Annotated in this window: 27 protein-coding genes; 15 read left to right on the top strand and 12 right to left on the bottom strand. The window is 45.3% G+C overall.

Translation table 11 applies throughout. The annotated features are described in order from the left end of the window. The first annotated feature begins 105 nt into the window (after positions 1–105). Positions 106–1440, top strand: a complete 1335-nt coding sequence (argH, locus tag GVN20_RS10755) for an argininosuccinate lyase (protein ID WP_166558802.1) — start codon at positions 106–108, stop codon at positions 1438–1440. 69 nt (positions 1441–1509) lie between these two features. Here argH and GVN20_RS10750 read toward each other — a convergent pair whose 3' ends face one another. Continuing rightward, a complete protein-coding gene (locus tag GVN20_RS10750; protein ID WP_166558329.1) occupies positions 1510–2424 on the bottom strand; it encodes a hypothetical protein in 915 nt (304 codons plus the stop codon). An 11-nt stretch (positions 2425–2435) separates the two neighbouring features. Beyond that, entirely contained in the window at positions 2436–2912 is a 477-nt protein-coding gene (locus tag GVN20_RS10745) for a regulatory protein RecX (RefSeq protein WP_166558328.1), read from the bottom strand. 118 nt (positions 2913–3030) lie between these two features. Between GVN20_RS10745 and GVN20_RS10740 the strand changes: the two genes are divergently transcribed. The 5 genes from GVN20_RS10740 (at position 3031) to GVN20_RS10720 (ending at position 7867) form a co-directional block, all read left to right on the top strand. Then, the gene (locus GVN20_RS10740; protein ID WP_166558327.1) at positions 3031–4338 is read left to right on the top strand and encodes an MFS transporter; all 1308 of its coding nucleotides are present in this window, start codon (positions 3031–3033) and stop codon (positions 4336–4338) included. A gap of 103 nt (positions 4339–4441) precedes the next feature. Next, on the top strand, positions 4442–4783 hold the full coding sequence (locus GVN20_RS10735) for a c-type cytochrome (RefSeq protein WP_166558326.1): 342 nt from the start codon (positions 4442–4444) through the stop codon (positions 4781–4783). A gap of 142 nt (positions 4784–4925) precedes the next feature. Then, the gene (locus tag GVN20_RS10730; RefSeq protein WP_166558325.1) at positions 4926–5657 is read left to right on the top strand and encodes a DUF4129 domain-containing protein; all 732 of its coding nucleotides are present in this window, start codon (positions 4926–4928) and stop codon (positions 5655–5657) included. 30 nt (positions 5658–5687) lie between these two features. Then, a complete protein-coding gene (locus tag GVN20_RS10725; RefSeq protein WP_166558324.1) occupies positions 5688–6878 on the top strand; it encodes a DUF4350 domain-containing protein in 1191 nt (396 codons plus the stop codon). Between the two features lie 17 nt (positions 6879–6895). Further along, positions 6896–7867 carry a MoxR family ATPase gene (locus GVN20_RS10720; RefSeq protein WP_114462845.1) on the top strand — a complete coding sequence of 324 codons (972 nt, stop codon included), beginning with the start codon at positions 6896–6898 and terminating at the stop codon, positions 7865–7867. A gap of 87 nt (positions 7868–7954) precedes the next feature. On the opposite strand, the gene GVN20_RS10715 is transcribed toward GVN20_RS10720, so the two are convergent. Together GVN20_RS10715 and GVN20_RS10710 are read right to left on the bottom strand one after the other, a co-directional pair. After that, on the bottom strand, positions 7955–8431 hold the full coding sequence (locus GVN20_RS10715) for a hypothetical protein (RefSeq protein ID WP_166558323.1): 477 nt from the start codon (positions 8429–8431) through the stop codon (positions 7955–7957). Between the two features lie 18 nt (positions 8432–8449). Beyond that, complete coding sequence (locus GVN20_RS10710) at positions 8450–8995, bottom strand: heavy-metal-associated domain-containing protein (protein ID WP_166558322.1); 546 nt, start codon at positions 8993–8995, stop codon at positions 8450–8452. A gap of 109 nt (positions 8996–9104) precedes the next feature. Between GVN20_RS10710 and GVN20_RS10705 the strand changes: the two genes are divergently transcribed. Then, positions 9105–10295 carry a Gfo/Idh/MocA family protein gene (locus tag GVN20_RS10705; RefSeq protein ID WP_166558321.1) on the top strand — a complete coding sequence of 397 codons (1191 nt, stop codon included), beginning with the start codon at positions 9105–9107 and terminating at the stop codon, positions 10293–10295. Between the two features lie 59 nt (positions 10296–10354). On the opposite strand, the gene GVN20_RS10700 is transcribed toward GVN20_RS10705, so the two are convergent. After that, positions 10355–10549 carry a cold-shock protein gene (locus tag GVN20_RS10700; RefSeq protein WP_013927601.1) on the bottom strand — a complete coding sequence of 65 codons (195 nt, stop codon included), beginning with the start codon at positions 10547–10549 and terminating at the stop codon, positions 10355–10357. A 300-nt stretch (positions 10550–10849) separates the two neighbouring features. Here GVN20_RS10700 and GVN20_RS10695 point away from each other — a divergent pair, with 300 nt between their 5' ends. Next, on the top strand, positions 10850–11071 hold the full coding sequence (locus GVN20_RS10695; protein ID WP_166558320.1) for a PspC domain-containing protein: 222 nt from the start codon (positions 10850–10852) through the stop codon (positions 11069–11071). Positions 11072–11098: 27 nt separating this feature from the next. On the opposite strand, the gene udk is transcribed toward GVN20_RS10695, so the two are convergent. Further along, positions 11099–11719, bottom strand: a complete 621-nt coding sequence (udk, locus tag GVN20_RS10690; protein WP_166558319.1) for a uridine kinase — start codon at positions 11717–11719, stop codon at positions 11099–11101. Positions 11720–11926: 207 nt separating this feature from the next. Between udk and cysS the strand changes: the two genes are divergently transcribed. The 5 genes from cysS to GVN20_RS10665 all read left to right on the top strand — a co-directional run bounded on the left by cysS (position 11927) and on the right by GVN20_RS10665 (position 19300). Then, positions 11927–13462, top strand: a complete 1536-nt coding sequence (gene cysS, locus GVN20_RS10685; protein WP_166558318.1) for a cysteine--tRNA ligase — start codon at positions 11927–11929, stop codon at positions 13460–13462. Positions 13463–13508: 46 nt separating this feature from the next. Beyond that, a complete protein-coding gene (locus GVN20_RS10680) occupies positions 13509–14051 on the top strand; it encodes a DUF192 domain-containing protein (protein ID WP_166558317.1) in 543 nt (180 codons plus the stop codon). A gap of 54 nt (positions 14052–14105) precedes the next feature. Then, positions 14106–16481, top strand: coding sequence for a gliding motility-associated C-terminal domain-containing protein (locus GVN20_RS10675; RefSeq protein WP_166558316.1), 2376 nt, complete (start codon positions 14106–14108; stop codon positions 16479–16481). A gap of 40 nt (positions 16482–16521) precedes the next feature. Then, on the top strand, positions 16522–18804 hold the full coding sequence (locus tag GVN20_RS10670; RefSeq protein WP_166558315.1) for a GH92 family glycosyl hydrolase: 2283 nt from the start codon (positions 16522–16524) through the stop codon (positions 18802–18804). Between the two features lie 148 nt (positions 18805–18952). Beyond that, on the top strand, positions 18953–19300 hold the full coding sequence (locus GVN20_RS10665; protein ID WP_166558314.1) for a DUF6970 domain-containing protein: 348 nt from the start codon (positions 18953–18955) through the stop codon (positions 19298–19300). 1 nt (position 19301) lies between these two features. Here GVN20_RS10665 and GVN20_RS10660 read toward each other — a convergent pair whose 3' ends face one another. Continuing rightward, positions 19302–20069, bottom strand: a complete 768-nt coding sequence (locus tag GVN20_RS10660) for a CDP-alcohol phosphatidyltransferase family protein (RefSeq protein ID WP_166558313.1) — start codon at positions 20067–20069, stop codon at positions 19302–19304. Between the two features lie 183 nt (positions 20070–20252). Here GVN20_RS10660 and GVN20_RS10655 point away from each other — a divergent pair, with 183 nt between their 5' ends. Next, positions 20253–20459 carry a PLDc N-terminal domain-containing protein gene (locus GVN20_RS10655; protein WP_166558312.1) on the top strand — a complete coding sequence of 69 codons (207 nt, stop codon included), beginning with the start codon at positions 20253–20255 and terminating at the stop codon, positions 20457–20459. Between the two features lie 2 nt (positions 20460–20461). Here GVN20_RS10655 and GVN20_RS10650 read toward each other — a convergent pair whose 3' ends face one another. The 3 genes from GVN20_RS10650 to GVN20_RS10640 all read right to left on the bottom strand — a co-directional run bounded on the left by GVN20_RS10650 (position 20462) and on the right by GVN20_RS10640 (position 22952). Then, complete coding sequence (locus tag GVN20_RS10650; RefSeq protein ID WP_166558311.1) at positions 20462–20809, bottom strand: DoxX family protein; 348 nt, start codon at positions 20807–20809, stop codon at positions 20462–20464. After that, positions 20802–21863, bottom strand: a complete 1062-nt coding sequence (gene rlmN / locus GVN20_RS10645; RefSeq protein ID WP_166558310.1) for a 23S rRNA (adenine(2503)-C(2))-methyltransferase RlmN — start codon at positions 21861–21863, stop codon at positions 20802–20804. Before rlmN ends, GVN20_RS10650 begins: the two co-directional genes overlap by 8 nt. Before the next feature lie 75 nt (positions 21864–21938). Further along, entirely contained in the window at positions 21939–22952 is a 1014-nt protein-coding gene (locus tag GVN20_RS10640) for a zinc-binding dehydrogenase (protein WP_166558801.1), read from the bottom strand. A 153-nt stretch (positions 22953–23105) separates the two neighbouring features. On the opposite strand from GVN20_RS10640, the gene GVN20_RS10635 reads away from it, so the two are divergent. After that, on the top strand, positions 23106–24287 hold the full coding sequence (locus tag GVN20_RS10635; protein WP_166558309.1) for a hypothetical protein: 1182 nt from the start codon (positions 23106–23108) through the stop codon (positions 24285–24287). Here GVN20_RS10635 and GVN20_RS10630 read toward each other — a convergent pair. Further along, a complete protein-coding gene (locus tag GVN20_RS10630; protein WP_166558308.1) occupies positions 24267–25274 on the bottom strand; it encodes a type IX secretion system membrane protein PorP/SprF in 1008 nt (335 codons plus the stop codon). The two genes, GVN20_RS10635 and GVN20_RS10630, sit on opposite strands and share 21 nt — an antisense overlap. Before the next feature lie 158 nt (positions 25275–25432). Further along, a complete protein-coding gene (gene crtD / locus GVN20_RS10625; protein ID WP_166558307.1) occupies positions 25433–26908 on the bottom strand; it encodes a 1-hydroxycarotenoid 3,4-desaturase CrtD in 1476 nt (491 codons plus the stop codon).

The following is a 26908-nucleotide window of genomic DNA, read 5'->3' as shown; positions in this document are numbered from 1 at the left end:
ATTGAGATGAAAACATTCTGTACATTCTGCATTGGAATGGCGTATGCGGTAGCCATTTTTGCACAAAATAAACCTTCCAAAGACACGATTACCCGAGCGGTTCCTATGAAACTCTGGCAAAAAGAAACGACTTCTATCTCCGAAAAAATTGAGAAATTCACCGTCGGGCGCGACCGTGAAATGGATTTATATTTAGCCCCTTATGATGTGTTGGGCAATATCGCCCACGCCAAAATGCTCGAAAGCGTAGGTTTGCTAAAAAAAGACGAACTGACCGCATTGGAAGCCGAATTGAAGAATATTTATCAGGAAATTCGGCAAGGGAGATTTGAAATAGAAGACGGTGTTGAAGACGTTCACTCGCAGGTAGAACTGATGCTGACCCGCAAACTCGGGGACATCGGCAAGAAAATCCACAGCGGCCGCTCACGCAATGACCAAGTGTTGGTCGATATGAAACTGTTCACCCGAAGTCGTTTGGAAGAAGTTGCTTTGGCTTCGCGAAAACTGTTTGACTTACTCATTAAACGTTCCAATCAACACAAAAACGACTTGTTGCCAGGCTATACGCACTTACAAATTGCGATGCCTTCGTCGTTTGGCTTGTGGTTTGGAGCCTACGGTGAAGCCTTGATCGACGACATGGCCATGATTCAAACGGCCTATAAACTTGCCAATAAAAACCCACTCGGCTCAGGCGCAGGCTATGGTTCTTCATTTCCATTAAACCGCACTATGACCACAGAATTGTTGGGTTTTGAAGCGTTGCATTACAACGTCGTGTACGCCCAAATGTCACGCGGGAAAACCGAACAAACGGCACTGACGGCGATTGCCGCCCTTTCGTCCACCCTTTCACGCATGGCAATGGATGTTTGTTTGTACAACAGCCAAAACTTTGCCTTCGTCACTTTACCCGACGACCTCACCACGGGCAGTAGCATCATGCCGCACAAAAAAAACCCCGACGTAGCCGAGCTTTTGCGGGCAAAGACCAATCGTATGAAAGCCCTTCCGACCGAAATTACGATGGTTATGAGCAATTTACCCTCGGGCTATCACCGCGATATGCAGTTGCTGAAAGAACTGCTGATGCCCGCGTTCGACGAAATACTAGATTGTCTAGACATCGCTCACTTTATGCTTGAACACCTTGAGGTAAAACCCGATTTATTGGTTGATAAAAAATACGATTTACTGTTCAGCGTGGAGCGCGTCAATGAACTGGTGGTGCAGGGAGTACCATTCCGCGATGCGTACCGCCAAGTAGGGAAAGAAATCAACGAAGGCACTTATCGGGCTTCACGCACCCTCAATCACACACACGAAGGCAGTATCGGTAACCTTTGCAACGACCAAATAACGGAGTTGATGAACGCAGAAATGGCGAGATTTAAGTTTGAGAAGGTACATACTGCGGTTGAAAATTTACTGAAATAGAAAATCACCTAATTGAATCAACCACAGAGACACAGAGGAAAACTCGATGTCTCTGTGGTTAACTATTTTTTAAAACCCTAATAGTTTAAACAATAACTCAATTCCGATACCGCTGGTCAGCATACGTTCTTTACGGTTATTGGCTAATTTTTGCGACCAATCTACCAACCCACCATCGGCGATATCGAATTCTTTCTGGCCAATGGTCACAAAAATTTTGAACTGAATAACCTGATAATAAGGCTGTTCTACCTCTTCTACCTCAAAGACGACATCCTTCGTTTCAGTCATAATGGTATCACACAAAGGTAAAAAATCAGGATTTGGTTTACTTGTAGACTTCAATACGACCTTTACTGATTCAATACCTGAAAAGCTTTTTAGGTAATCAGTCGTAAAACGGATATGCTCTATCAAATGTCGTTTTTCAAAAAGTAAATTCCCTTTATCTTTCCCCGCCGTTAGAAGGCAGAAAATCTTAAAATGAGGAAGAAAAGGAGGTGGCATATAAGGCGTGCGGAGGTGTCTGTGCACCGTGCAAAGCTGAATATCGGTTGACTCAAATTGTATTTTTTTCCGACGGCTTACGGCTTCCAGCGCAAGCAGGTTTGTGGCATCGGCTACGACTTCCGTACTTCTTAAAGCCGATAAAATTTTGTTCTGATTGACCGTTGCTACCGCAGCGCATGACCCAAGCGGACTCACAGGAGACAGTTCGAGAGGGGTAAATCCAAAAGCCTGAGCTTTTTGCAGAAGATGCAACTCAAAAGTTAAAAATGAGATGAAATCAACATCAGAGGGTTTGACAAATCGGTTGTCAGCATAATTTCTGAGCAAATCGCCCGCAGTCATTCGCTCGGTTTTTCGGCGCATTACTTCCATCAACAACGAATTGAGGTCTGAAGAAGGCAACGCCGTAAGCAAGTGCAACAAATCAGCCGTATCTGTCTCTTTATGAATCCGTTCAATGATTTTTTTGCTCATTATTCATCCGATTATTCTTCTTGCTCCCATTCCACGCCCATGGTTTTCAGCAATTCCCACACAATATCACTTTCAAAACCCCGACTCAGGGCAAAACGAACCAATTTTTGCTTCACGGCCAAAGGTTCTCCTTTTAAGCCCTTCGCTTTTTTTTCCAGCAAATCTCGCAGTACCACCTCATAATCATCGCCGTCTATTTCGCTTAAACCCTTTTGAATCAAATCATTCGATAAGCCTTTTAGCTTCATCTCCTGCCTGATTTTAAGGCGTCCCCATCGCTTTACCCGAAACTTACCTCCCGCAAACGCTCGCGCAAAACGCTCCTCATTTAGGTAATTTTGGGCTTTTAGCTCCTCCAGCACCCACGCGGTTTCTTCCTCCGAAAGCTCCCAATCGTTTAAACGTTGTCGGGTTTCTTTCACGGTTCGTTCCTGATAAGCACAAAAGGAAGCCGCTTTTAATAACGCGAATTTTTGACGGTCAGTCATTTATGGATTTTTTCAACAAAAATAAGCATATAACATTTACAACATACCCCGTATATTGCAGAAGTTTTGCTGCAAAAAAGTACGCTTCGGCGTTTCGACCTTTAACCCCTGAGATACAATGCTTCCCAACAACTTCCGCTGGCGGATAGTGCTGTTGCTTTTTTTGGTTACTACCATCAACTACATTGATCGTAATGTACTCTCATTTGCGATGCTTGACGATACATTCAGAAAAGAAATGCTGGGGTTTCCGCTTACCTATACACTCACCCAAGCCGACCTCAATGCGTTCAAAATCCAATATGGCTGGGTAGATACCGCTTTTAAAGTCGCCTACGCCGTTGGTTTTATGATGATTGGGTGGCTTATCGACCGAGTAGGCACCAAACGTGGATTGGCGGTAGCAATTGGGCTTTGGAGCATGGCGGGCATCGCCAATGCCTTTGTGAGTTCGTTTCGGGGATTAGTGGCAACACGTTTTGTCTTGGGAATCGGTGAAGCTGGCAACTTCCCGTCAAGCATTAAGTCGATTGCTGAATGGTTTCCCAAAAAAGAACGCTCCTTTGCCACGGGAATTTTTAACGCAGGAGCCAATGTCGGCATCATCATTACCGCCGCCGTCATTCCTTGGATGACCCTGCATTATGGCTGGCGAATTTCATTTATGACTACGGGGGTATTGGGTCTGGGTGTGCTAGTAGCATGGTGGATGACCTACCAACGCCCCGAACAACACCCCAAAGTCTCCCCCGTTGAGCTGCGGTATATTCAGCAAGACCATCAGCAAGAAGTGATTGAAGGACGCCTGACGTGGTGGCGGCTGTTGCGTTATCGTCAAACTTGGGCGCTGATTGTTGGAAAATTCATGGCCGACCCCATCTGGTGGTTTTATCTGACATGGCTACCCGATTTTTTCAACTCCAGCGAATCTCTTGACCAAACCCTTGACTTGCAAAATATTGGCCTGCCATTTATGGTTATTTACATTATTTCAGACGGCGGTAGTGTGTTTTTTGGCTGGCTTTCGTCACAATTCATGAAAATAGGTTGGGAACTCAACCGCGCCCGCAAAACAACGATGCTGATTTGTGCGCTTTGTGTTGTTCCCATTTTCTTTGCCGCCCAAACCCAAAATATCTACATCGCCGTAGTGCTCATCGCCATTGCGGCAGCAGGGCACCTAGGGTGGTCGGCCAACGTGTACACCTTCGCCTCCGATTTATTCCCCAAAAGTGCCGTTGCGATGGTGACAGGTATCGGCGGGTTTGCGGGCGCCGTGGGTGGAGCCATTCTGGCCGCCATAGCGGGTCCCATACGCGTTCAGTTTGGTTATTTACCCTTGTTTTTGATTGCTGGCTCTACTTATTTATTGGCACTTTTCATCATCAATCTGCTTATTCCTAAAATGAAACCCGTTGAAATGTAAAAATAAACTTTTAGCATTTTAACACAATTTCTTTCTGAAAACGTTATAGCTTTGCATTGAAATCAAGTTCTTACTTTTCATTACAATAATTCCAATCCTTGGCATGAAACGATTCACCAAAATGTTATTAGCCGCGGGCTTTTTGTGTGCCGGCACGACTATCGCAAACGCACAAACCCAAATTCCCGCTGATATTGAGGCACTACTAAGCAAAAATACCTGTTTAGCCTGTCACCGTGTTGATCAGCGATTGGTTGGTCCAGGCTACAAGGAAGTAATGGCTAAGAAAAAATACAAACCCGAGCAAATCGTAGAATTAATCTATGCTCCAAAACCTGCCAACTGGCCTGGTTATCCTCCAATGGCTGCCCTTGCAAACGTCCCTAAAGACGAGGCACTTAAAATTGCCAAATGGATTGTGACGCTTGCTCCAAAAAAGAAATAACCCGTCTTTTTTATTTTCCTCATTGTAAAGCCGACGCAAAACGTCGGCTTTTTTGTAGCTTTAAGGGCAATTTATTGTTTTAATTTTTTCTTCATTAATGTAAATAAGCCCAAAACAGATAGTAACTTTTTGATTTAATGCCATGATTTCATCTGTTTTAAAAAGAATCACTCTTACTATTCTGTTTGCCAGCATTGGCATCTGCCTTCAGGCGCAAAAAAACGAAAAGGCAGATACCACCACCGTAAAAGCGCCTTTTGACCAGTCAAGCATCGTACAACGCCTGCCTTCGACAGAGCGTCTTGATGATTTGCGTAACGACCGGGAGTATCGTTATCACAACGACGCGCCGCCCCCCGAAAACCCACTGACCAAATTTTGGTACTGGCTGATGCGCAAATTGTCAGCATTTTTTCAAAGCAGTTCCTACGAAAACTTCTGGCAATATGTCATTTTAGCCGCCATCGGCGGTTTCGCCCTCTGGCTTCTTTACAAATCGGAGTTTTTGGGCGGCATCTTTGGCCGTAAAGCCCAAGACGACCCACTCTCTTATAATCGCATTACCGAAAATATCCACGAACTGGATTTTAATAAGCTCATTGACGAAGCCGTTGAGAACCACAATTACCGCTTGGCCATAAGACTGTTTTATTTAAAAACTCTTAAACAACTGACTGACAAACAATTGATTCATTGGCAACCCACCAAAACCAACCGTATTTACGTAGATGAATTAGGCAACCTTCGTTTAAAAGCTGATTTTGAGCGACTGACGTCCCAATTTGAGTACGTTTGGTATGGCGATTTTACGGTATCAGAGGCCGAATTTGGAGATATAAAAGAAGCCTTTTCTAATTTCTCGGCAAGAATCTAAAAAATTGACGACGCAACGACTGACATTCTTTTGAAAAATTTACGAAGCAAATATTTTTGGTTTTTAACGCTGACCATCCTCGGTTATGGGCTATTTGAATACTACCGCCCCAAACCGATTGACTGGACACCGTCTTACTCCGACAAGGATAAAATACCTTTTGGCACCAAAGCACTGGTTGAATTATTGCCCGATGTCTTTGGTGGTCAAGCAGTAGAGTCGTTGCGGCTGCCAATTTATAATCACCTGACTGAAAGCAAATTGCCTGCCAAAAGCAATTATATTTTTGTCTGCCAAAATTTTGATATTGATAAAAATGACCGCACTCAACTCCTCAATTACGTAAAAAAGGGGAATAACGTCTTTATTTCGGCATACGATTTTTCGGATACATTGCTCAAAACCCTCGACGTGCGAGCCACGCTCAAAGCGCCTTCGCTCCGTGATACAGCATTGGTCATGAACTTTGTCAATCCAACCTTCAGAAAACCCAAAGGTTACGTTTTTCCACAAGACGACGGTCGGAATTATTTTTTGGTAAAAAAATCTAAAAATGTAACGGTTTTGGCCCAAAATGCGCGTAATGAGCCCATTTTTCTGAAGGTAGGTTACGGAAAAGGTCATTTTTATCTGCATAATTTGCCTTTGGCTTTGACCAATTATTACGCGTTGGATTCTGCTACGTCAGACTTTGCTTTTAAGAGCCTTTCGTATTTACCCGTTCAACCCACGTACTGGGATGAATACCTGAAACAAGGTCGATTTGGCGAAAATGAGCAGTCTATTTTTCGATTTGTGATGACGCAGCCACCGCTAAAATGGGCCTATTATATGGTTCTTTTCGGGCTATTTGTGTTTGCCATTTTTGCGGGGAAACGCACCCAACGCATCATTCCCGTGATGGAAGTGCCTAAAAATACCTCCCTCGAATTTGTGCAAACCATCGGAAAAATGTATTTCCAACAGGCTGACCACGCCAACATTGCTCAAAAGAAAATACAGCACTTATTGCTCTATATTCGGGAGCGCTTTGGGCTGCGTACCAATGAATTGGACGAAGAATTTAAAGAAGCCTTATCCCAAAAAACAGGCTTTGCACGCTTAGAAATTGATTTATTATTTGGCGAAATAGCCCACGCAGAGCGCAGTGGCCGCCTTACTGAATATGCCTTACTGAGCTTAAACCGAAGAATTGAAGATTTTTATCAAAAAACCAGATAACATCTACCCTCTCATTCATGAATTTCGAATCACGCATTGACCTTCAGGACCTTAACGACGCCATTTCGGCCATAAAATCGGAAATCGGCAAAATCATTGTGGGCCAACACCACACCATCGAACTACTCCTAACCGCCATTTTGGCCGATGGGCACGTCTTGGTAGAGGGAGTACCGGGAGTAGCCAAAACACTCACGGCGAAGCTATTGGCAAAAACGATCAACACCGATTTCAGCCGCATTCAGTTTACTCCCGATTTAATGCCGTCAGATGTTTTGGGAACGTCGATATTCAACCCCAAGCTCGCCAATTTTGAGTTCATGAAAGGACCGATTTTTTCCAACATCATTTTGGTCGATGAAATCAACCGCGCCCCCGCCAAAACCCAATCGGCCCTCTTTGAAGTGATGGAAGAACGGCAGGCCACCATCGACGGCAGTACTTACCCAATGAGTACACCGTTTATTGTGATTGCAACCCAAAACCCCGTTGAACACGAAGGCACCTACCGCTTGCCAGAAGCCCAACTAGACCGTTTTCTGTTTAAAATAGTTGTGGGTTACCCCACCGCCGAACAGGAAGTAGAAGTGTTGCGCGGACATCATCAACGGAAGAGCATGGCCGAAGCCATTGGAGAAATTACTGCTATTTTACAGCCTCAACAATTAACAGAATTACGGGCAAAAACGCACCTAGTACACGTAGAAGATAAGTTGTTGGAATACATTGCCCAAATTATTCTGCAAACACGCAACAACAAATCGTTGTTTTTGGGGGCATCACCACGGGCTTCGGTGGCATTATTGAACAGCTCTAAAGCATTGGCCGCGATTAGAGGACGTGATTTTGTGACGCCCGAAGACATTCAGGCACTTGCTCCCGCCGTACTTCGTCACCGCATTATTTTGATGCCTGAGCGCGAAATGGAAGGTGCCACCCCCGACGACGCCGTAGCTCAATTATTGCAAAAAGTAGAAGTACCGCGTTAGTCCATTTCCCATATAATACCAATCGCCTGCCTTCCTGAATGTTTAATTCGGAAATCAGGCGATTGGTATTTTTTTCTTATAAACTCGCTAGAGTACTTTTTTAACCATTTCCTCAGCCTTAGCTAAATCAGCTTTGATTTTCTCGATATTGGTTTTTGATTCTTTTTGCACCTCAAGCATTTGCTCCGCCGTCAAATCTGGCGCTGGCTTGTGCTCATGCTCTTCTCCGTCGTGGTGCTCGTGAGGCAATCCTGGCACTTCTACCACGCTTTCTTCCCAAGCGGCAAATGAGCCCGCTACCGCATCCAACGCCGCTACGGTAGAATCTAAACTTGCAATAGCTGCAGCATCGGTCAGCGTTTTTTTCTTTTCACTTAACACTATCTTCAACGAATCTATGCCTTCGATTTGTTGATGAATAGATTCTTCAATTTCCATTGCTTCCAGATGGACCTTGCCCGCTTCTTCCATTTTAGGGTCTTTTTTGTCACCGCAAGCAGAAAATAAATACACACCGAAAAGCATACCGCCAACGGTAAGTAAAGAATAAACGTGTTTTGTCATGGTAAAAAGTAGCGTTGGTTAGTCAATCATTGAAACTTGATATCCCTGCTTTCTGAGAGTCGCCAAAATAGCTTCATCGGACGTTTTTCCTGCATAATAACGTACCGAAACCACCTCGTCATTCAGCTTGATTTGCGAAGGTACGACGCCTTCTACGGATTGAAGCGTATTATTTAACTTTTCTACCGATTTTAGCGGCGTTTTAAGTTCAAATTGAGCAACCCTTGTTGAGCGAATCCGCTCAAACTGCGCTTGCGCCAATTGCCCTTCCTCGGCCTGAAAATACCGATGAGGAATCAGATTCAACACTACTGTAAGGCCTACCGCAACCCAAAACACTCTTTTTTCAAACAAACCAGCCTGATGAGAAGGGCGTAAGTATAAATCATAAAAAGACCACGCCAATGCTGCTAATTGCAACGCAATCAACGGAGTACGATACTCTGCCAACCAGCCGATAGATGCCCCGTTAAACAAAACGACCACCAACGGTACCCAGCAGCACAACAGGTGTACAAGCCCTGTTAAACCCACATTTAATGTTATCGAAATAATTCTTGCCATGACTATTTGCAACTATATTGCAAAAGTACGAACAAAAAACCATCATTAAAAAGTTTAGCTTAACTGCTTTTTTTATAAAAATAATTTTCACCGTCAACAATCAGATTTTATGCAAAGGATTGCCATGCTTGGTTCGGGCTTTATCGGACGTTTTTATGCAGAGTCTATCCACGGTCAGCGCGGCCGTGACCGCGTGGTGGCTATTTATGCGCGCCGCGAAGAAAGCGCCAAAAAATTTGCCGAGGATTACGGCTGTACGTTTTGGTCGACCGACATGGAAGAAGTAATCGCGCACCCCGACGTCACCATGGTTTGCGTAGCGCTCCCCAATAATCTCCACGAAGCGGCTGTCATGCTTTGCATAAAACATAAAAAGGCGGTGGTCAGTACCAAACCTTTGGGCAGAAACGGAGCCGAAGCCCTGCGCATGATGCAGGCCATTGAAGGCGCGGGCATATTCGGCGGCTACCTAGAAGATTTGTGTTACACTCCTAAATTCCTGAAATCCAAGCAGATGGTAGATAACGGTGCCTTGGGGCGGATTCTGTGGGCCAAGTCAAGAGAAACCCACCCTGGCCCTCACAGCAACTGGTTTTGGGACAAAGAACAGGCAGGCGGTGGCTGTATCCTTGATTTGGGCTGCCATTGCATCGAAATTGCCCGCAATTTTATCGGCAAAGACATCAAGCCCGTAGAAGTAATGTGCTGGGCCGCCACGCAGGTAAAACCCATTGAGGCCGAAGACCACGCCATTGCGTTGGTCAAATACGAAAACGGGGCCATCGGTCAATTTGAAGTAAGCTGGACGTTTCGCGGCGGCATGGACCTGCGCGACGAAGTCATGGGAACGGAGGGCACTATATGGATGAATAATTTTCTGCGTACTGGCTTTGAAGTATTCACGACGGGCAAAGGCGGCGACTACGTGGCCGAGAAAGCCGAAAGCAATACGGGCTGGCTTTTTCCAGTAGGCGATGAGGTCAATGAACTTGGCTACAACCACATGTTTACCGATATGTTTCGGTCGGTCGAGGAAGGCACCGAGCCTGCCGAGACCTTTTACGATGGCTACGTGGTCAACGCCATCATAGATGCCGCCTACAAATCGGCCAAAACCAAACTTTGGGAGCCTGTCGATTTACCAGTTTGGCGCGGTCAAGAAGGGTTGACGCCCGTTTCAACGCTGATTGACTATGATGCCGATTATTATTTAATTAAGGAAGAAGTCACTCACGACGGCCGTCACAAAGTAATTTTGAAAGACAAAAAGACCAACGAAATCATCGAACGGGATTTGTAGGAAATAAAAACGGGGAGCTCTTGGCAGAGTTCCCCGTACCGTTCTTGGGTAAAGAAAAATCAAATTTTCTTCACTTTAGTAGCGTTCAAGCCTTTTTTACCATCAACGATTTCGTACTCTACTCGGTCTTTTTCACGGATAACTACCCCGCCTAAGCCCGTTACATGTACAAAAATTTCTTTTTGAGATTCATCGTCCACAATAAAACCATACCCTCTGGCTTCATTGAAAAACTTTACTGTTCCTGTTTGCATTTTACTACAATAATTAAAATAATGAAAGAAATAATTAAACAAACAGCCGCCAATCGCCTCATTTTCAGCGAATTTACAAAGATATTGACAAAACTAATCATTGAGCAAAAGGCTTGAACGCTCAAAATTAGGCACTTGCCAAGACTTACTTTGTCTTGCGATGATAATGAAGTTTTTAAGCAGAGCTCAAACAAATTTATAAAATATTTGTTACAAGTCAAGTTCGGAGACATCTGTTATTCAGATGCTTGACTTTATAGAATAGATTTGTTACCTTCGTTTTCAAACATAAAAAACGCGATGAATCGTTTCCGGTATTTTGTTGAGAACCACGTTTTTGGCGTTTGTACTCGCTTGGGAGAAATCTTTAATATCTCGGCAAGCAGTATTCGGCTTTATTTTATTTACGCCAGTTTTTTAACCTTTGGTTCCCCCATCATTGTCTACTTGGTGATGGCATTTTGGATGGAGATTGGCAAGCACCTCCGTCGACACAATAACCCTACTATTTGGGAATTATAAGGCCTGCCAACTCCTTTTGAGCAGCCGCTAAAGCTCAATTTTACTTTTCAAAAATGCTTTTACTACTTCCAGACCGCGATGAAAGTGTCGGTTATTGGGAATAATTATGTCGGCGTCAGCCTTTGAGGGTTTGATAAACTGCTCGTAGGTTGGAAATACGTGATTTTCCCAACGGTACAGCACATCCGTCAAATCGTAGCCGCGCTCCACTTGGTCGCGGATGATGCGGCGTTTGAGTTTGATGTGCTCTTTGGCGTCAATGAAGATTTTTAAATCCAACAGCTCCGCGATTTCTTTGAAATAAAACACAAAAATCCCTTCTACCACAATGATGGGCGTAGGTCTAAAGGTAAGCATCTGCGGAATAATGGCAGGATTGTTAAAGGTATATTCCATCTGCTCAACGGTCTTGCCCTCCCGAAGGTCGATGATGTGCTCGGCGTACTTGCGGTGGTTGATAGCGGAGGGTAAGTCGAAATTATGTACGCCGTTTTCGTCGACCGGCACTTCATTACGAGAACGGTAATAATGGTCTTGCGAAATCAGACAGATTTCATCTTCGCCAAAAGCGCCCATCAGGCTGTTAAGAAAATAGGTCTTTCCCGATGCACTCCCGCCCGTGATTCCGACGATAAAAGGTTTTTTCATGCGGTAAAGTTACGTGGCCCCGTCTAAATACCGAACTTCTGGCACCGAAATTGTAAAAGAACCCGCAACAAATTGTTAGTTTTGCATTTAAATTACATTTTCTCCTGCTATGTTTTTGAAAAATTTTAGGGTTGACCTCTTTCGATGTTGCTGATACTGCGTTTCAGGAAATCAATTTCATAAACGAGTATTTAGTATTCTCTTATCATGACACAACCACTCAAAATCTATAATTCTCTCACCCGCCAAAAAGAACTTTTTCAACCCCTTAGCCCTCCTCACGTAGGGCTATATGTATGCGGGCCAACGGTTTATAATTACGTACACTTGGGCAATGTTCGTACGTTTCTGACTTTCGATATTCTTTTTCGCTACCTGACACACATTGGTTACAAGGTCCGTTATGTGCGCAATATCACGGATGTAGGCCACCTTGTTGGCGATGGCGACGAAGGTGAAGATAAAATTGGACGGATGGCCAAATTAGAAAAGCTGGAGCCGATGGAAATTGTGCAGCGCTACACCAACGATTTTCATCAGGTGCTGGAGCAACTTAATTTTCGCACGCCCAGCATTGAGCCCACCGCTACTGGACATTTGATTGAACAGATAGAAGCCGTCAAAGACCTGATTGACAAGGGACTGGCTTATGAATCCAATGGCTCGGTTTATTTTGACATCAATCAATACAACGCAAACGGCAATAATTACGGCAAACTTTCTGGCCGGGTATTGGAAGACCTGTTGACCGAGACTCGCGAGTTAGAGGGTACTTCGGAGAAGCGAAATCCGCTGGATTTTGCCATTTGGAAGAAAGCCGCCCCCGAGCATATAATGCAGTGGGAATCGCCTTGGGGCAAAGGTTTTCCAGGCTGGCACTTGGAATGTACTTGCATGAGTACCAAATACTTAGGAAAACAATTTGATATTCATGGCGGTGGCATGGACTTAAAATTCCCTCACCACGAATGCGAAATTGCGCAGGGGACAGGATTGAACGGAACGGAGCCCGTACGCTATTGGATGCATTCTAATATGTTGACGGTCAACGGACAAAAAATGTCAAAATCATTAGGCAATTCATTTTTGCCCGTTGAGTTGTTTTCTGGCAATCATCCGTTGCTTGAACAGGCCTACAGCCCCATGACGTCTCGATTCTTTATGCTCCAGAGTCAATACCGAAGCACGCTTGATTTCTCAAACGATGCGCTGAAAGGTTCTCAAAAAGCGTACAAGCGAATCATCAATGGCCTTAAAGCCATCAAAGCATTGACCTACATCCCCGCAGAGGTCGAAAGTTATTCCAATGAAGCAGGCTTGAAGGTTTCAACCCCTGGTGTTACGATTGATGAAAAGAAAGTAGCCGACATTCAAAAAACCGTGCAGGCGTTTTATGATGCCATGAACGACGACCTCAACACCGCCGTTGCGATTGCGCAGTTGTTTAACCTCTTAAAATACGTCAACATGATTTACCTCAACCAATTAAATCCTGCGGCGTTGGGGAAAGAAGGTTTTGCCCTGTTGAAAGAAAAATACATCACCTTTACCGAAGAAATTCTGGGTCTGAAGGAAGAAACAACGGAAAACAACGCCGTATTGAGCGGAATGCTAGATTTATATCGCGAATACAAGTCGGCCCAGCAATACGACAAAGTTAACCAAATTCGTTCTTATTTTAAGGCACAAAATTTAGTAATTCGGGACATGAAACACCAGATTGATTGGGCTTACGAAGAATAATTTCAACCAACCCGATATTCATTGCATTATTTCATCAAGGTATTTTATGGAGAAGAGTCGTTCATATATAAGTTATATTTTATTAGCAGTTTTTGTGCTAGCGGGGGCTTTGTATCTTTTAAGACCCCTGCTAGTTTCCAACAGCAGCGCCTCGGTTTCGGCCGAAACTGAGGCGCCCGCTTCTTCGTCAGCGGCACCCGCAGCCCCCACGAGCGGCATTACAAAAGAGGGTGAAGTAACGTTTTTAAAAGGCGGCAAAACCTTTCGGAAGATTGACGTTGAAATCGCCGAAAACGACGCCGATCGCCAAAAAGGGCTGATGTTCCGGCCCTATCTTTCCGATTCGGTGGGAATGCTGTTTGTTTTTGAAGAACCGACTCCGCAAAGTTTTTGGATGAAAAATACCATGATTTCGTTGGATATCATCTACGTTGACCAAAACAAAAAAATTGTTTCTATCCAGAAAAAAGCCAAACCCTATTCCGAAGAAAGCCTCCCATCCTTTGGTGACGCACAATACGTAGTAGAAGTAAACGGCGGTTACTGTGATAAATACGGCATTCAGGTAGGCGACACTATCGTTTTTTAAGGCTTCTTTCATTTTGGAACAATAGTTGTAAAGGATTAAGAAAAAGAACCTTACATGAAGTGGTGGATAACGTGCGGGCTATTGTTGATGTGGAATGCGGTGGCATGGGCCAATCACATTATTGGGGGAGATATTGCGCTTACTAAACAAAATGGCTCCTCTACCAGCTACCTCATTACTTTAACCCTGATATACGACGGCGTACTGGGTAGTACAAACGACAAAGCATTTGTTTCTTCTTTTCGCAAAAGTACCAACGCCCGCATTGAAGATTTTACGCTGACCCGCGCTGCACTGGAGGAAATCCCCTATTCCAACCCTCGCTGCGTTCCCAATCCCCGAGAATCTCGCATTACGTTGGCTCGCTACACGGCCACCATTTCTTTTCCTACGACTACCTACAACGACCCAGAAGGCTATTATTTTTCGTGGGAAGAATGTTGCCGCAACGGCGAAATTGTCAATATTCAAACACCCAATAGGGTAGGCTTAGCCTTTTATGCTGAAATTCCGCTCAACAACATTTCAGCCGGTTTGCCCCAATTTAAAACTCCCGAAGTCAAATATGTGTGTGTAGGAAAAAATTTCGAAGCTGATTTTGGAGCAACAAGTTCTTCGGGAAATGAACTACGCTACAGCATTGTCACGCCTCTCATTGGCTCCACCGACCAAGGCGGCACTTTTCCCGATAAATCCAAAGCAGGCCCTTATAGTCGGGCAGTTTGGAGCGCAGGTTTTGACAGTACGAAAGCTATTCTAGGCGCTAATCCATTGAGAATTGACTCAAAAACGGGCAAAATAACGCTTAATGCTTCTAAGATTGGTTTTTTTGCCTTTGCGGTTCGTTGTGAAGAATGGCGGCAAAACGTAAAAGTAGGAGAAATACGACGCGAATTTGTGTTTAACGTTGTGGATTGTATTTCTTCAGTCCCCTCCCCTGTTTTTATTGAAATCTTGACGGCATCGCCTTCAGTTACTTACCAATCCTCTGCAGGCAATATCTCTTCGGTAGAAATGTGTCAAGGCGATTCTGTAGTTCTGAAAGCCAACGATGAAAACCCGCAATGGGCATATCAATGGCTAAAAGACGACCAACCCATCGCTAATGCCAACCAATCTTATTTGGGCATTTATCAGCCCGGAAACTATAGCCTTGTCAAACGTTTTGCCGAAAGCTGCGGAACGGAGGAGTCCACCTTAAACTTCACCCGCGTCAATGTAAAAAACGCCAACCCAGTCCGGATTTCTTCTAGTCGCCCGCTGCCATTGTGCTCCAACGACAGCACCAATCTAAGCATTGATTTACCCTCAAACGCTACCATCAGCTGGCAGCAAAACGGGGTCACTACCGACAATCCAGGTCAGGTTTTTTCCAACGTAAAACAACCGGGTGTTTACAGTGTGTTTGTAACCGAAAAAACGACCAAATGCGTAAGTAAAGACAGTGTAATCATAAAGCTTATTTCGGCCCCAACGGCCCCCCTGACGATTGACGGTACGCCTATTTTCTGCGCCAACGATTCCATAAAACTCATTACTCCCCACAATAATGCGTACGATTATGCGTGGTATCAGGAAGATACCCCCTTGTTTGCTTCGTTCGGAAACGTGTTTTCTCCAACGCAAACTGGCCGGTATTCCGTAGCCGTGTCTGATACTGTCACTAAATGTACCACCCGGTCTGTTTCAGTCAATGTTATCGTAAAACCCTCCCCTACGGTCACTATTGCTCCCATACAGGCATTGTGTACCTCTGCTTTACAGGCAGTTACCTTAGAAGGCTCACCCGCAGGAGGCACTTTTAGCGGGCAGGGTGTGGTAGGAAATCGGTTTGTAACGCAGGACCTATCGGCAGGTACGTATCCGATTACCTACACCTACACCAACAGCCAAGGATGTTCGGGAAAAGATACTAAACCTGCCTACATCGCCCCGCCTCCGCGCTTAGAAGTACCAAGAAAACTGGTAGTTGTACGCGGTGATAGCATTCAAATTAAAACCACGGTACCCCTCAACGCAACCGCCGCCTGGTTCCCGAGCATTGGGCTCAACAATTCAACCGCCACCAGCCCAACCGTAAGTCCCGACCGAACCACTACCTATACCGTAACCGTGACCACTACGGAAGGGTGTATTGTAAAGGGCGAAGTGCTCATTACCGTTATTGACCTCTCGATCCCCAACGGCTTTACGCCTAACAATGACGGTGCCAACGATACTTGGGAAATTGCAGGCATTCGGGATTTCCCCAATTGCACCATCGAAATTTTCAACCGTTGGGGCAACCTAATTTTTACCACCAAAGGCTACGAAACTCCGTGGGACGGCCGTTGGAACGGCGACTTTGTACCCGTCGGAACCTACTATTATCACATCTACCTGCGCGAGGTGGAGTATAAATTGACGGGAAGTTTGAACGTGATTCGGTAATATTGTTGTAAAATCGCACCAACAAACCCCATCATATTCCATGCAAACTTTTCTACGGCCATTCTTTCTGGCTTTTCTCGTGGTACAAACCGCTTTTGCTCAATCTCCCAACAGTGATTATACCCAATACGTCAACCCATTGATGGGGACCGATTCTCGGCATGAACTTTCGGCTGGCAACACCTATCCCGCCATCGCCACGCCCTGGGGAATGAATTTTTGGTGCCCCCAAACGGGCAAAAATGGCGACGGATGGATGTACATGTATACCGCCAACAAAATCCGTGGCTTTAAACAAACCCACCAGCCCAGCCCCTGGATTAATGACTACGGGATGTTTTCGATTATGCCCGTGACAGGCAAATTGAAATTTACGGAAGACGAACGCCAAAGCTGGTTTTCGCACAAAGCCGAGGTGGTAAAGCCGCATTATTACAGCGTTTATCTAGCCGACCACGACACCCAAGTTGAAATCGCACCCACCGAGCGCGCCGCGCAATTTCGACTGACGTTCCCCAAAACCGACAGCGCGTTTGTGGTCATTGATGCCTTTGCCAAAGGCTCATACATCAAGATTATTCCCGAACAACAAAAAATAATTGGTTATAGTACCCAAAACAGCGGCGGTGTTCCGCTCAATTTTCGCAATTATTTTGAATTGCATTTCGACAAACCCTTTACTTATAACGCCACTTGGTCAGGCAAAAAACTATCCAAGGGAAATCTGGAACAAAAAGACGAGCACGTAGGAGCCGTGATTGGTTTCAAAACCAAAAAAGGGGAAGTGGTTCACATCAGAGTAGCCTCTTCGTTTATCAGCGCCGAGCAAGCCGCCTTGAATCTTTCGCGGGAATTGGGAAATGACACCTTCACCACCACGATGCAAAAAGGCCAAAAAGCTTGGAATCAAGAACTGGGCAGATTGGCAGTAGAAGGCGGCACCGACGCCCAACTCCGCACGTTTTATTCGTGCTTGTATCGTGCGTTGTTGTTTCCCCGCAAGTTTTATGAGTACAACGCCCAAAACAAAGTCGTTCACTACAGTCCTTACAACGGACAAGTATTGCCTGGATACATGTTTACCGACAATGGTTTTTGGGATACCTTCCGCTCAGCCATTCCGTTTTTCACGTTGATGTACCCCACCCTCAACAGCCAAATCATGGAAGGATTGGTCAACGCGTATAAAGAGAGCGGATTTTTGCCAGAATGGGCCAGCCCAGGTCACCGCGATTGTATGATTGGCTCCAACTCCGCATCGTTGATTGCTGATTCGTACATCAAAGGTATTCGCGGGTATGACATCAATACGCTATACGAAGCCATTTTGAAAAATACCGAAAATGCAGGGCCCGTCAACTCCGTTGGGCGCTTTGGTCACGAATATTACAACGAACTCGGCTACGTGCCCTACGACGTCAAAATCAACGAAAATGCGGCCCGTACGCTCGAATATGCTTATGCTGATTTCTGTATTTGGGAATTGGCCAAAGCGCTGAAACGTCCTGAAAGTGAAATTGCGCTGTTTGCCAAACGCAACCAAAACTACCGCAACCTGTTTGACCCCGAAACCAAACTCATGCGTGGCAAAAACAAAGCAGGCGATTTTCAGAAACCGTTTAATCCCTTCAAATGGGGTGATGCCTTTACGGAAGGAAACAGCTGGCATTATACTTGGTCCGTGTTCCACGACATCCACGGTCTTTCCAACCTCATGGGCGGCAAAGCGGCCTTTGCGCAAAAACTCGATAGCGTGTTTGTCTTACCACCGGTATACGATGAGTCGTACTATGGATTTGTAATTCACGAAATCCGCGAAATGCAAATCATGAACATGGGTCAGTACGCCCACGGCAACCAGCCGATTCAGCACATGCCGTATCTGTACAACTACGCCGGACAGCCGTGGAAATCGCAGTATTGGATTCGTCAAATCATGGACAAACTCTACCAACCCACTCCTGATGGCTATTGCGGCGACGAAGACAACGGCCAAACCTCGGCATGGTATGTATTCAGTGCCTTGGGTTTTTATCCCGTTTGCCCTGGCACCACGCAGTACGTTATCGGAAGTCCACTGTTCAAACGCATGACCATGACCTTTGAAAACGGCAAAAAACTCACTATCAATGCCCCCAACAACGGCGCGCAACAAGTGTACGTGGACCAAGTAACCCTCAACGGCAAACCGCACAACCTTAACTACTTAGAGCACAACACGCTCCAACAGGGCGGCACCTTGGACTTTAAAATGTCGGCGCAGCCCAACCAAACGCGCGGCACGCAGGCAAGCAGTTTTCCGTATTCGTTTTCGGGGAAATAGGGGGATAAATATTATGGCTCCGTTGGTGGAAAAATACCATCAACGGAGTAGTTTATTAGATTATAACTCTCTCTAAAACGACGCCGAAGCATTTTTCCAACCTTTCATCCTTCGAAAACGTCTTTGTAATAAACCATCCTCAAAGGCCATGAAAAGTGCAATCCTTATTTTATTCTTCCTGCTTATCACTGGTGCCTGTACCAAAGAAAGTATACCCGCCGATACTCCTGCTTGTATCAAAGAGAAGATTGAGCAAATGGAAAAAGCATCTGTCTCAAACCCTCCGTCAAGCGTCTGGCAATACACATTCAATAACCAAACCGTCTATTATATTCCGCCTGTTTGCTGTGATGTATTTAGCAATCTTTATGATGACAAATGCAACCTCATCTGCCATCCCGATGGCGGGCTGTCAGGAATGGGCGACGGAAAATGTCCTAATTTCTTTGAAAAGCGGAAGAATGAGAAGCTTATTTGGCGCGATGACAGAAAATAAACTATCGTATTAACAGCTTCCTGACTAAAATTACAACTAATCCGAAAATGCTGTACCACGCAAAGAAAGGCAGTATCATTTCTGGTAGTCTCAAGCAAAGAAACACGCAGATAACCAACAGCTGAAAGCCTAAACCCAACAACGAAATAAGGCTCATAAACCATTGAGGAAAAGTCCGAACGAAGAGGGCTTGCTTGTCTAAATAAAGCACCACCACATCAAAAATGAGGTATAAACTCAAAAAAATGGCGTGCAAAACATTAACGACTTTTTGGCTTTCGTAGTGGTAAGCGATGGGTTTTCGGTATTCGATGATTCGGCTGGTTTCTTCGTTGTTCAGCCTTCTTCTCAGAATAACGTAATAATAGTTGTAAATAGAGCACTGAAATTCAATTCCTAAAAACGCCCACAATAACAGCGAGTTGGAAGCCGCCCCCGTAAGAAACAGTATACTGAAAATGAGGAGATTGATGATAAAATCAAACACCGAATCCAGATAACGGCCAATCAGGGAAGGGTGTTGGGTGATTCGCGCGATTTCGCCATCTACCGCATCCAGAATGTTTTTTATCATCAAAAACACCGCCGCCCAAACCAATTCATTGATGTAGATGCAATAGGCGCACAAAAGCCCCGCCAACAAAAACACAATCGTAACCTGAACCGCCGTGATTTTTATGCGAGACAAGTGATGGGCCAGAAAAGTAGCAACAGGACGTCCATAATCAGAAAAATCAATAAAGCTATCTTCTTTCGAAAGTTTCGGCATTTTAAAATAAGTCAGTTTACATCTGTAATAACTATCAACTCAAACGCCCTTCGGTTGTTCAAATAAGCACCACCATACCATACCCGTTTTTTTCCATTAATACACTTTTATCGTACTTTTCAAACGCAAGCCATCAACAAACAACCCGTTTTTTTATAACTTACTGCATCTAAAACATACACTATGCTTTGCTATTTAGGTCTTGGCGGACAGGAAGTGATTTTCATATTTCTCCTTTTGGGGCTAACGATTGTACCACAAATCATCGCTATCGTACACATTGTACGGAGTACGTTAGAAAATACGTTAAAACTGATTTGGGTATTGGTTACCCTTTTTATCCCTTTTGGGTGGCTGGTTTATTTTTTGGCGGGAAGGCCCAAAGAATAGGATTATACATATTGATGCGCCCACCAAATAAGCACCAATTGAAGTGGCAAACGTAAAACGAGAAGAATTTGGGGAATTCGGTAAAACTTTCCCGACGTCAGCATGTAGACGTTGGCGGGAAAAATGGCAATCAATAATAAGATAATTCCCCAGGCCGATGGCGAACGGGTGGCAGCGAATAACAAGCCGATGGCAAAAGCCATCTCCAATACGCCCGAAACTAGCACAGCGGCCAGTGGCATTGGCACCCACGGCGGCATCATGCGCAGGTATATGCGGGGCTTGAGCAAGTGAACTACTCCCGCCGCAAAATACAACGCCGCCATGAGGTATAACCCAAAGTTATTCATTTTTTTCGCGGTTGGCCAATTGCCCACAGGCCGCATCAATGTCTTTCCCACGACTGCGCCGTACGTTGACAATCACCCCTTTGCTATCTAAAAACCGAGCAAATTGCTCTAATTTATCCACGCCCGTATTTTTGAAGTCAGCCTCTGCAATGGGGTTATATTCAATGATATTGACCTTGGCGGGCACTTTTTTGGTAAACTCCCACAACTCTTTCGCGTCTTGCAGTGTATCGTTGAAGTTGTTAAAGACAATGTACTCAAACGTAATCCGATTCTTGGTTTTACGGTAGAAATACTGCAATGCTTCTGCCAGATTTTCCAACGAGTTAGACTCGTTGATGGGCATGATTTGGTTGCGCTTTAAGTCATTGGCTGCGTGAAGCGAGAGCGCCAGATTGAATTTCACCTCATCGTCGCCCAGTTTTTTAATCATTTTGGCAATGCCCGCTGTCGAAACCGTAATCCTTTTAGGCGACATACCCAATCCCTCGGGCGAAGTGATTTTTTCAATGGATTCAAGCACGTTGGCGTAGTTGAGCAACGGCTCGCCCATGCCCATATACACAATATTGGTCAGCGGCACGCTGAAATTTTCTTTTGCTTGCCGGTCTATCGCCACTACTTGGTCGTACATTTCGGCGGCATCTAAGTTGCGCTTACGGTCCATGTAGCCCGTGGCGCAAAACTTACACGTAAGCGAGCAACCCACTTGGCTAGATACGCAGGCCGTCATGCGGTCGTCGGCAGGAATCAACACGCCCTCAATGAGGTGGCCGTCGTGGAGTTTAAACGCCGATTTGACGGTTCCGTCGTTGCTTTTTTGCGATTTGGCGTTGGAAATAGCCCGAATTTCAAAGTGTTCGGTCAACAACTCACGCGTTTTGAGCGAGAGATTGCTCATTTCATCAAAGGAGGTGGCAGATTTTTTCCACAACCATTCTACAATTTGTTTGGCTCGAAAGCCCTGTTCGCCGTGTTGCGTCAACCAATCTTTGAGTTGAACAACGGTGAGTTTACGAATATCCTGCTTGGAAAGAGAGATTGTTTCTGTCATTAGTAAGAGAAACCTGACGGCTTATAGCCAGTCAGGTTATATTGTCAAGCACAAAATTACTGATTTACAGGTGGATTACCCAATCTTCAACACAATCTTCCCAAACTGCGTTCCGTTGTCCATACGTCGCAGCGCCATTTCGGTATCATCGAGCGCAAAGGTCTCATCCAGAATCGGTTGAATTTGTTTTTCTTCGATAAACTGAATCATTGCTTCAAACTCCGCTTCGGTTCCCATAGTAGAGCCGTAGATATTAAGTTGTTTAAAGAATACTTTTCCAGGAATAATATCGGTGATGTTGCCCGTGGTTCCCCCAAAAAAACAAATGCGGCCCCCAGCGGTGGCAACGTCGATGAGTTTGGCAAAATGTGGGCCGCCCGCACTATCGATGATAACATCAAAATAACCACTACGGTCGCCGCCCGTGGCAGCAATCAAGTTTTTGGTCCAATTTGGATCTTTGTAGTTCACCCCACCTTTGGCACCTAATGCAATGGCCTTCTCAATTTTTTCATCCGAGCCCGACGTTACCCATACTTCAGCCCCCGACGCCACGGCAAATTGCAGCACAAACAGTGCCACGCCCCCACCGATGCCTGTCACCAAGACGCGCTCGCTGGGTTTCATGCCTGCCCTTGTCATCAGCGCCCGCCACGCCGTAAGCCCGCCGAGCGGAATCGCGGCCGCCGCTTCAAAACTCAAATGCTGGGGCTTTGGGTGCAAATACTTCGCTTCTACTTTAAGGTATTCGGCAAAAGTACCGTTGTCGGGCATTCCCAAAATTTTGAAGGATTTGCTGTAAAAACGGTCGTCGGGACCCCAATTATGCGACGGATTGATGATTACTTCTTTGCCCAACCATTCTTCAGAAACCCCTTCTCCAATTTCTGACACCACTCCCGCGCCGTCGGAACCGATGATGACCGGCAGCTTCATGCCGGGGTATTTTCCCTGCTGTACAAAAACATCTCGGTGATTGAGCGCGGCAGCTTTGAGCTGAACAATGACTTCGCCCGGACCCGCCTGCGGTTTTTCTACTTCCTGAACATAAACGGGTTGATTGACTTCCTGAATGATTGCGGCCTTCATTGGTTGATTTTTGGTTGAATGATGTACTTTAATAAGTAAAGAAGTAAACACAAATTCCTCCTGCTTGGTTGAAGCAGGTGCCATTTTTATTGGTAAATTACGTACAAAAAATCACGACGTAACGTTATGATTGAGCCAGAAAATCGTAATGCCATGAAACAAATACATTTACTCCTACCTTTATTGATTTTCATACTATACGGCTGTGCAAGAGGAGAAAAAGCCTTACAAAAGGGTAAATACGACCAAGCATTACGGGTTTCGGCCAATCGCCTAAAGCGACACTCAAGTGACACAAAAGCCCAAAAAGTATTTATGGCCGCTCACAAAGAAACTGAACGAATATACCAAAGCAACATTCAACGGTACATAGCCGAAAATCAGCCCTTCAAATGGGAAAGTGTTTTGTATCAGTACCAGCAACTACAAAAAAATCAAGAGGCCTTAACAAAATGTAAAGCTTGCCTTGAATTGCTCAATTCACCCCCAAATTCCTACGCAGAGATTATTGAAAAAGTAAAAACACTGGCTGCCGACGAGCGCTATCAAGCAGGCTTAGAAGCTTTTAAACACAAAGACAATCGGGCATTTGCCGAGGAAGCCTTCGATCATTTTTTGAAGGTAAAACAGCTTTCTAAAAGCTACAAAGACGTTGACGACAACCTCATTTCGGCCAAGGAATACGCCGTTTTGCGAATAGTAATTGAGCCATTAACTGAAGACGAACGCCTGTCTGACGCTGAATATGAGTATTTACAGAAACAAATGGACGAAGAATTCTTCGAGAACCGCTCCCCGCACGAATTAGTCCGTTTTCAAAATCCAGCCGCTGCTCAGGAGGACAGTCTTCCCTCCCATCATGTACTTCGGATTTATTTTACGGGCCAATCCTCCCTGAGAGAGTCGACTGGAAGCACGGACGTTACTGTTGAAAGTAGCACTAAATACAAAGTCGGCACGAAAAAAATCAACGATACCACCTTGGTAGACGTCATGGAACCCGTCAAAGGAACGCTCACAACAAACTATCGAAAGCGGGAGAAAAATGCGGAGCTAGAATATGAAATCATCGACTTGGACAATGATTGTGTGATTCATCGGGATGGCTTTCGGGGCAGTGCGGAATGGAAAGAAGAATGGGAAACATTTAGCGGCGATGAACGGGCCTTAAACGGAAAAGTACTTACGTCATCACCTACTTTGTTTCCAGCTTCCGATTGGGATCTTTTTAAAGACATAAGTCGCTCGGCGGCTCGCCAAATTTATTACCGAATACACTACTTTTACAAAAAACCGTTGCCTGTATATACTTGCCTACCAAAAAACTCGCGGTGACGAATAATGGCTACTGCTTCCTAACGTAAGCCCCAGCGTAATTTCGTGCGAGCCTTGAGCACGAGATTGAAGGGAAGAAAGGACATATTCGTAGGTGTAGCTGACCGTAAATTTCTGCGCCACGCGCGTGCCCACCCACCCCAAAAACGCATCGCTTTTCCGATAAGACATGCCAAACCACAGCTGATTTAAGTAGCTGAATTTGAAATTCAAATCCCAAGACATGGGTGCTTTGGCCGATTTTTTAAACAGCACCGAAGGCGTAAAGTCCCAGTCATCGGTGATGGGTAGTCGATAGCCTGCCGTGAGGAAATAATGTGGAACGAGTTGTCCCTGCCAATCGTAACTCGTAGAACGAAATCGCAATTTTCCACCCAATACTTGCTGCACCGAAAAACCCGCAAAAAAGTCGGTGGAATAAACCCACAGCCCCGCGTGCAAATCGGGCCGAAATGTATTGACTTTGCCCACCGACACAACAGGGTCCAAAGGGTTGGCCAAGCGAATGCGGTCAAAATCAAGCGTGTGCTGGGTAACGCCCGCTGCAAGACCAGCACTTACCTGCCACTCATCGTTCAATGGATAATGATACGCCCCGGCAACACTCATCGAAAACCGCGTCCAAGGGCCTGTTTGGTCACGAATGAGCGAAACACCCGCCCCACCATGCGCATCTGGCAAAATCGGCCCTCGCTGACGCCCGTAGCTGAATCGCGGCGAAGCAGGCGCCACTTCAAAATCAGGATTTCCGATGGGCAAATGCGCCGTCATGTATAAGGTTCGCGGCGCATCCTCCAAGCCCGCCCATTGCTGCCGATAACCTATTTTGGCATCGGCATAGCTTTCAATGCCCGCCAGGGCTGGATTGAGCAAAAAGTTGTTTTGGAGGTATTGAGAATACTGCGTCAGTTGTTGCCCCCGAATAATGGTTGAATAGCAAACCACGGAGAAACAGAGGCACACGGGGAGCATTTTCGTGTATCTCATCTCTCTTATTTTTTTGTGTAAAAAATCTTTTAAAAGGTAACCTTGCCGCATTTATTTTAGAATCAAAACACCCCCTCTGTGTCACTCAGTTTCTCTATGGTTAATTGAAAATCACCCTTGCTTTCACTAGCAAAAACCGCACCTAAAATAGATTAACTCTAAGAATCAATCAAATCTGTCGCAATCTTTGCCGATAGGATGGCCAGCGGAATGCCGCCACCGGGATGCACGCTACCTCCGACAAAGTAAAGGTTTTTAAATTCCCGAGAAAAATTGGCATGACGCAAAAACGCCGCAAAGCGGTTGTTGGAACTGTTGCCATATAACGCTCCCTGCGAACTTGACGTTTTGGATTCAATGCTGCGCGGGTCTAGGATTTCTTCACATTCGATAAAATCTGCGATGTTTACACCTAAATTGTGTGATACTTTCCTGAGTACATCTTGGCGACTTTGTTCAATCAGCGCTTCCCAGTCTTGCCCTTCATTGTTGGGCGCATTGACCAGAATAAACCAGTTTTCGCCTCCTTCAGGGGCATCATCGGGTTTGTGTTTTGATGTAATATTTATATAAACGGTTGGGTCAGAATACAACGTTTTTTGTCGGAACAAATACTCAAATTCGGCGCGATAATCATTCGAAAAAAAGATATTATGCAAGCCCAATTCAGCAAAGCTTTTCTTAACGCCCCAATAAAAAATCAGCGCCGAACTTGACTTGGGTTGCCGCAAAATACGCTCGGGCTGTTTGGCTTCGGGGAGCAATTTGCGGAAGGTATTTACCACGTCCATGTTGGAAACAACAATGTCGTAAGAGTCAGGTGCGGGAGTATTTGCGTCAAAAATCAGTTTAGTAACCCAATTTTCCTGCGTTTCCAGTTTCGTAATTTTCGTATTATAATAGAATTTCACCCCTAGTTCTTCGGCCAATTTAACCAAACTTTCCGTGATATCCACCATTCCTTTTTTGGGAAAGAACGCGCCGATATTGTACTCCAAATGCGGAATAATATTCATCGTGGCGGGGGTTTGGTAGGGATCTGAGCCGTTGTAAGTAGCATATCGGTTGAAAAGCTGCACCACACGCGGATTTTGGAAACGCCGTTCGTTGGAGCTGTTCATGGTCGTAAAAGCATCCAAGCGGTGCATATTGGCGTAACCTTTGAAGGCATCGCGATTGAAATAGGTGCTAATTTTGTGTAACGAACGGTGCAGAAACAGTTTTTCGGTGACGTTGTATTTGACGGCACTATCTTTTAAATGGGCCAAAACATGCGCCGACGGTTCGCCCAATTTTTCTTCTATCTCTTGCGCAAACGCCCGTTGACTGGCGTGGGCGGTAAGGCGAACACCGTCGTCCCAGAAATAGCGACAGGCTTCGTCTAAGCGAATATAGTCAAAATACGCTTTCGGAGTTTTGCCCGAAATCTCAAACAACTCTTCCACCAAATGAGGTAAAGTAAACAATGATGGTCCTGCGTCGAATCGGTAGCCTTTCACTTCAAAACTAGACAATTTTCCACCTGGATAGCTGTTGGCTTCAAAAACGTGAACGTCGTAGCCTTTGTTGGCCAAACGAATGGCGGAGGCGATGCCTGCAATGCCTGCCCCGATAATGGCTGCTGTTTTTTTCAT

This window comes from Runella sp. CRIBMP (assembly GCF_009905605.1).
GTDB lineage: Bacteria > Bacteroidota > Bacteroidia > Cytophagales > Spirosomataceae > Runella.
The sequence above is the reverse complement of the archived record's forward strand: the minus strand, read 5'-3'. Positions and strand labels throughout refer to the sequence as shown.

Bases quoted from the DNA above. Each gene is read 5' to 3' on its own strand.
- GVN20_RS10640 (WP_166558801.1), bottom strand. From the start codon at position 22,952: ATGAAGGCCGCAATCATTCAGGAAGTCAATCAACCCGTTTATGTTCAG.
- argH (WP_166558802.1), top strand. From the start codon at position 106: ATGAAACTCTGGCAAAAAGAAACGACTTCTATCTCCGAAAAAATTGAG.
- GVN20_RS10655 (WP_166558312.1), top strand. From the start codon at position 20,253: ATGCTTTGCTATTTAGGTCTTGGCGGACAGGAAGTGATTTTCATATTT.
- rlmN (WP_166558310.1), bottom strand. From the start codon at position 21,863: ATGACAGAAACAATCTCTCTTTCCAAGCAGGATATTCGTAAACTCACC.
- GVN20_RS10735 (WP_166558326.1), top strand. From the start codon at position 4,442: ATGAAACGATTCACCAAAATGTTATTAGCCGCGGGCTTTTTGTGTGCC.
- GVN20_RS10635 (WP_166558309.1), top strand. From the start codon at position 23,106: ATGAAACAAATACATTTACTCCTACCTTTATTGATTTTCATACTATAC.
- GVN20_RS10630 (WP_166558308.1), bottom strand. From the start codon at position 25,274: ATGAGATACACGAAAATGCTCCCCGTGTGCCTCTGTTTCTCCGTGGTT.
- GVN20_RS10675 (WP_166558316.1), top strand. From the start codon at position 14,106: ATGAAGTGGTGGATAACGTGCGGGCTATTGTTGATGTGGAATGCGGTG.
- GVN20_RS10750 (WP_166558329.1), bottom strand. From the start codon at position 2,424: ATGAGCAAAAAAATCATTGAACGGATTCATAAAGAGACAGATACGGCT.
- GVN20_RS10670 (WP_166558315.1), top strand. From the start codon at position 16,522: ATGCAAACTTTTCTACGGCCATTCTTTCTGGCTTTTCTCGTGGTACAA.
- cysS (WP_166558318.1), top strand. From the start codon at position 11,927: ATGACACAACCACTCAAAATCTATAATTCTCTCACCCGCCAAAAAGAA.
- GVN20_RS10665 (WP_166558314.1), top strand. From the start codon at position 18,953: ATGAAAAGTGCAATCCTTATTTTATTCTTCCTGCTTATCACTGGTGCC.
- GVN20_RS10680 (WP_166558317.1), top strand. From the start codon at position 13,509: ATGGAGAAGAGTCGTTCATATATAAGTTATATTTTATTAGCAGTTTTT.
- GVN20_RS10720 (WP_114462845.1), top strand. From the start codon at position 6,896: ATGAATTTCGAATCACGCATTGACCTTCAGGACCTTAACGACGCCATT.
- udk (WP_166558319.1), bottom strand. From the start codon at position 11,719: ATGAAAAAACCTTTTATCGTCGGAATCACGGGCGGGAGTGCATCGGGA.
- crtD (WP_166558307.1), bottom strand. From the start codon at position 26,908: ATGAAAAAAACAGCAGCCATTATCGGGGCAGGCATTGCAGGCATCGCC.
- GVN20_RS10715 (WP_166558323.1), bottom strand. From the start codon at position 8,431: ATGACAAAACACGTTTATTCTTTACTTACCGTTGGCGGTATGCTTTTC.
- GVN20_RS10705 (WP_166558321.1), top strand. From the start codon at position 9,105: ATGCAAAGGATTGCCATGCTTGGTTCGGGCTTTATCGGACGTTTTTAT.
- GVN20_RS10740 (WP_166558327.1), top strand. From the start codon at position 3,031: ATGCTTCCCAACAACTTCCGCTGGCGGATAGTGCTGTTGCTTTTTTTG.
- GVN20_RS10660 (WP_166558313.1), bottom strand. From the start codon at position 20,069: ATGCCGAAACTTTCGAAAGAAGATAGCTTTATTGATTTTTCTGATTAT.
- GVN20_RS10700 (WP_013927601.1), bottom strand. From the start codon at position 10,549: ATGCAAACAGGAACAGTAAAGTTTTTCAATGAAGCCAGAGGGTATGGT.
- GVN20_RS10695 (WP_166558320.1), top strand. From the start codon at position 10,850: ATGAATCGTTTCCGGTATTTTGTTGAGAACCACGTTTTTGGCGTTTGT.
- GVN20_RS10745 (WP_166558328.1), bottom strand. From the start codon at position 2,912: ATGACTGACCGTCAAAAATTCGCGTTATTAAAAGCGGCTTCCTTTTGT.
- GVN20_RS10730 (WP_166558325.1), top strand. From the start codon at position 4,926: ATGATTTCATCTGTTTTAAAAAGAATCACTCTTACTATTCTGTTTGCC.
- GVN20_RS10710 (WP_166558322.1), bottom strand. From the start codon at position 8,995: ATGGCAAGAATTATTTCGATAACATTAAATGTGGGTTTAACAGGGCTT.
- GVN20_RS10650 (WP_166558311.1), bottom strand. From the start codon at position 20,809: ATGAATAACTTTGGGTTATACCTCATGGCGGCGTTGTATTTTGCGGCG.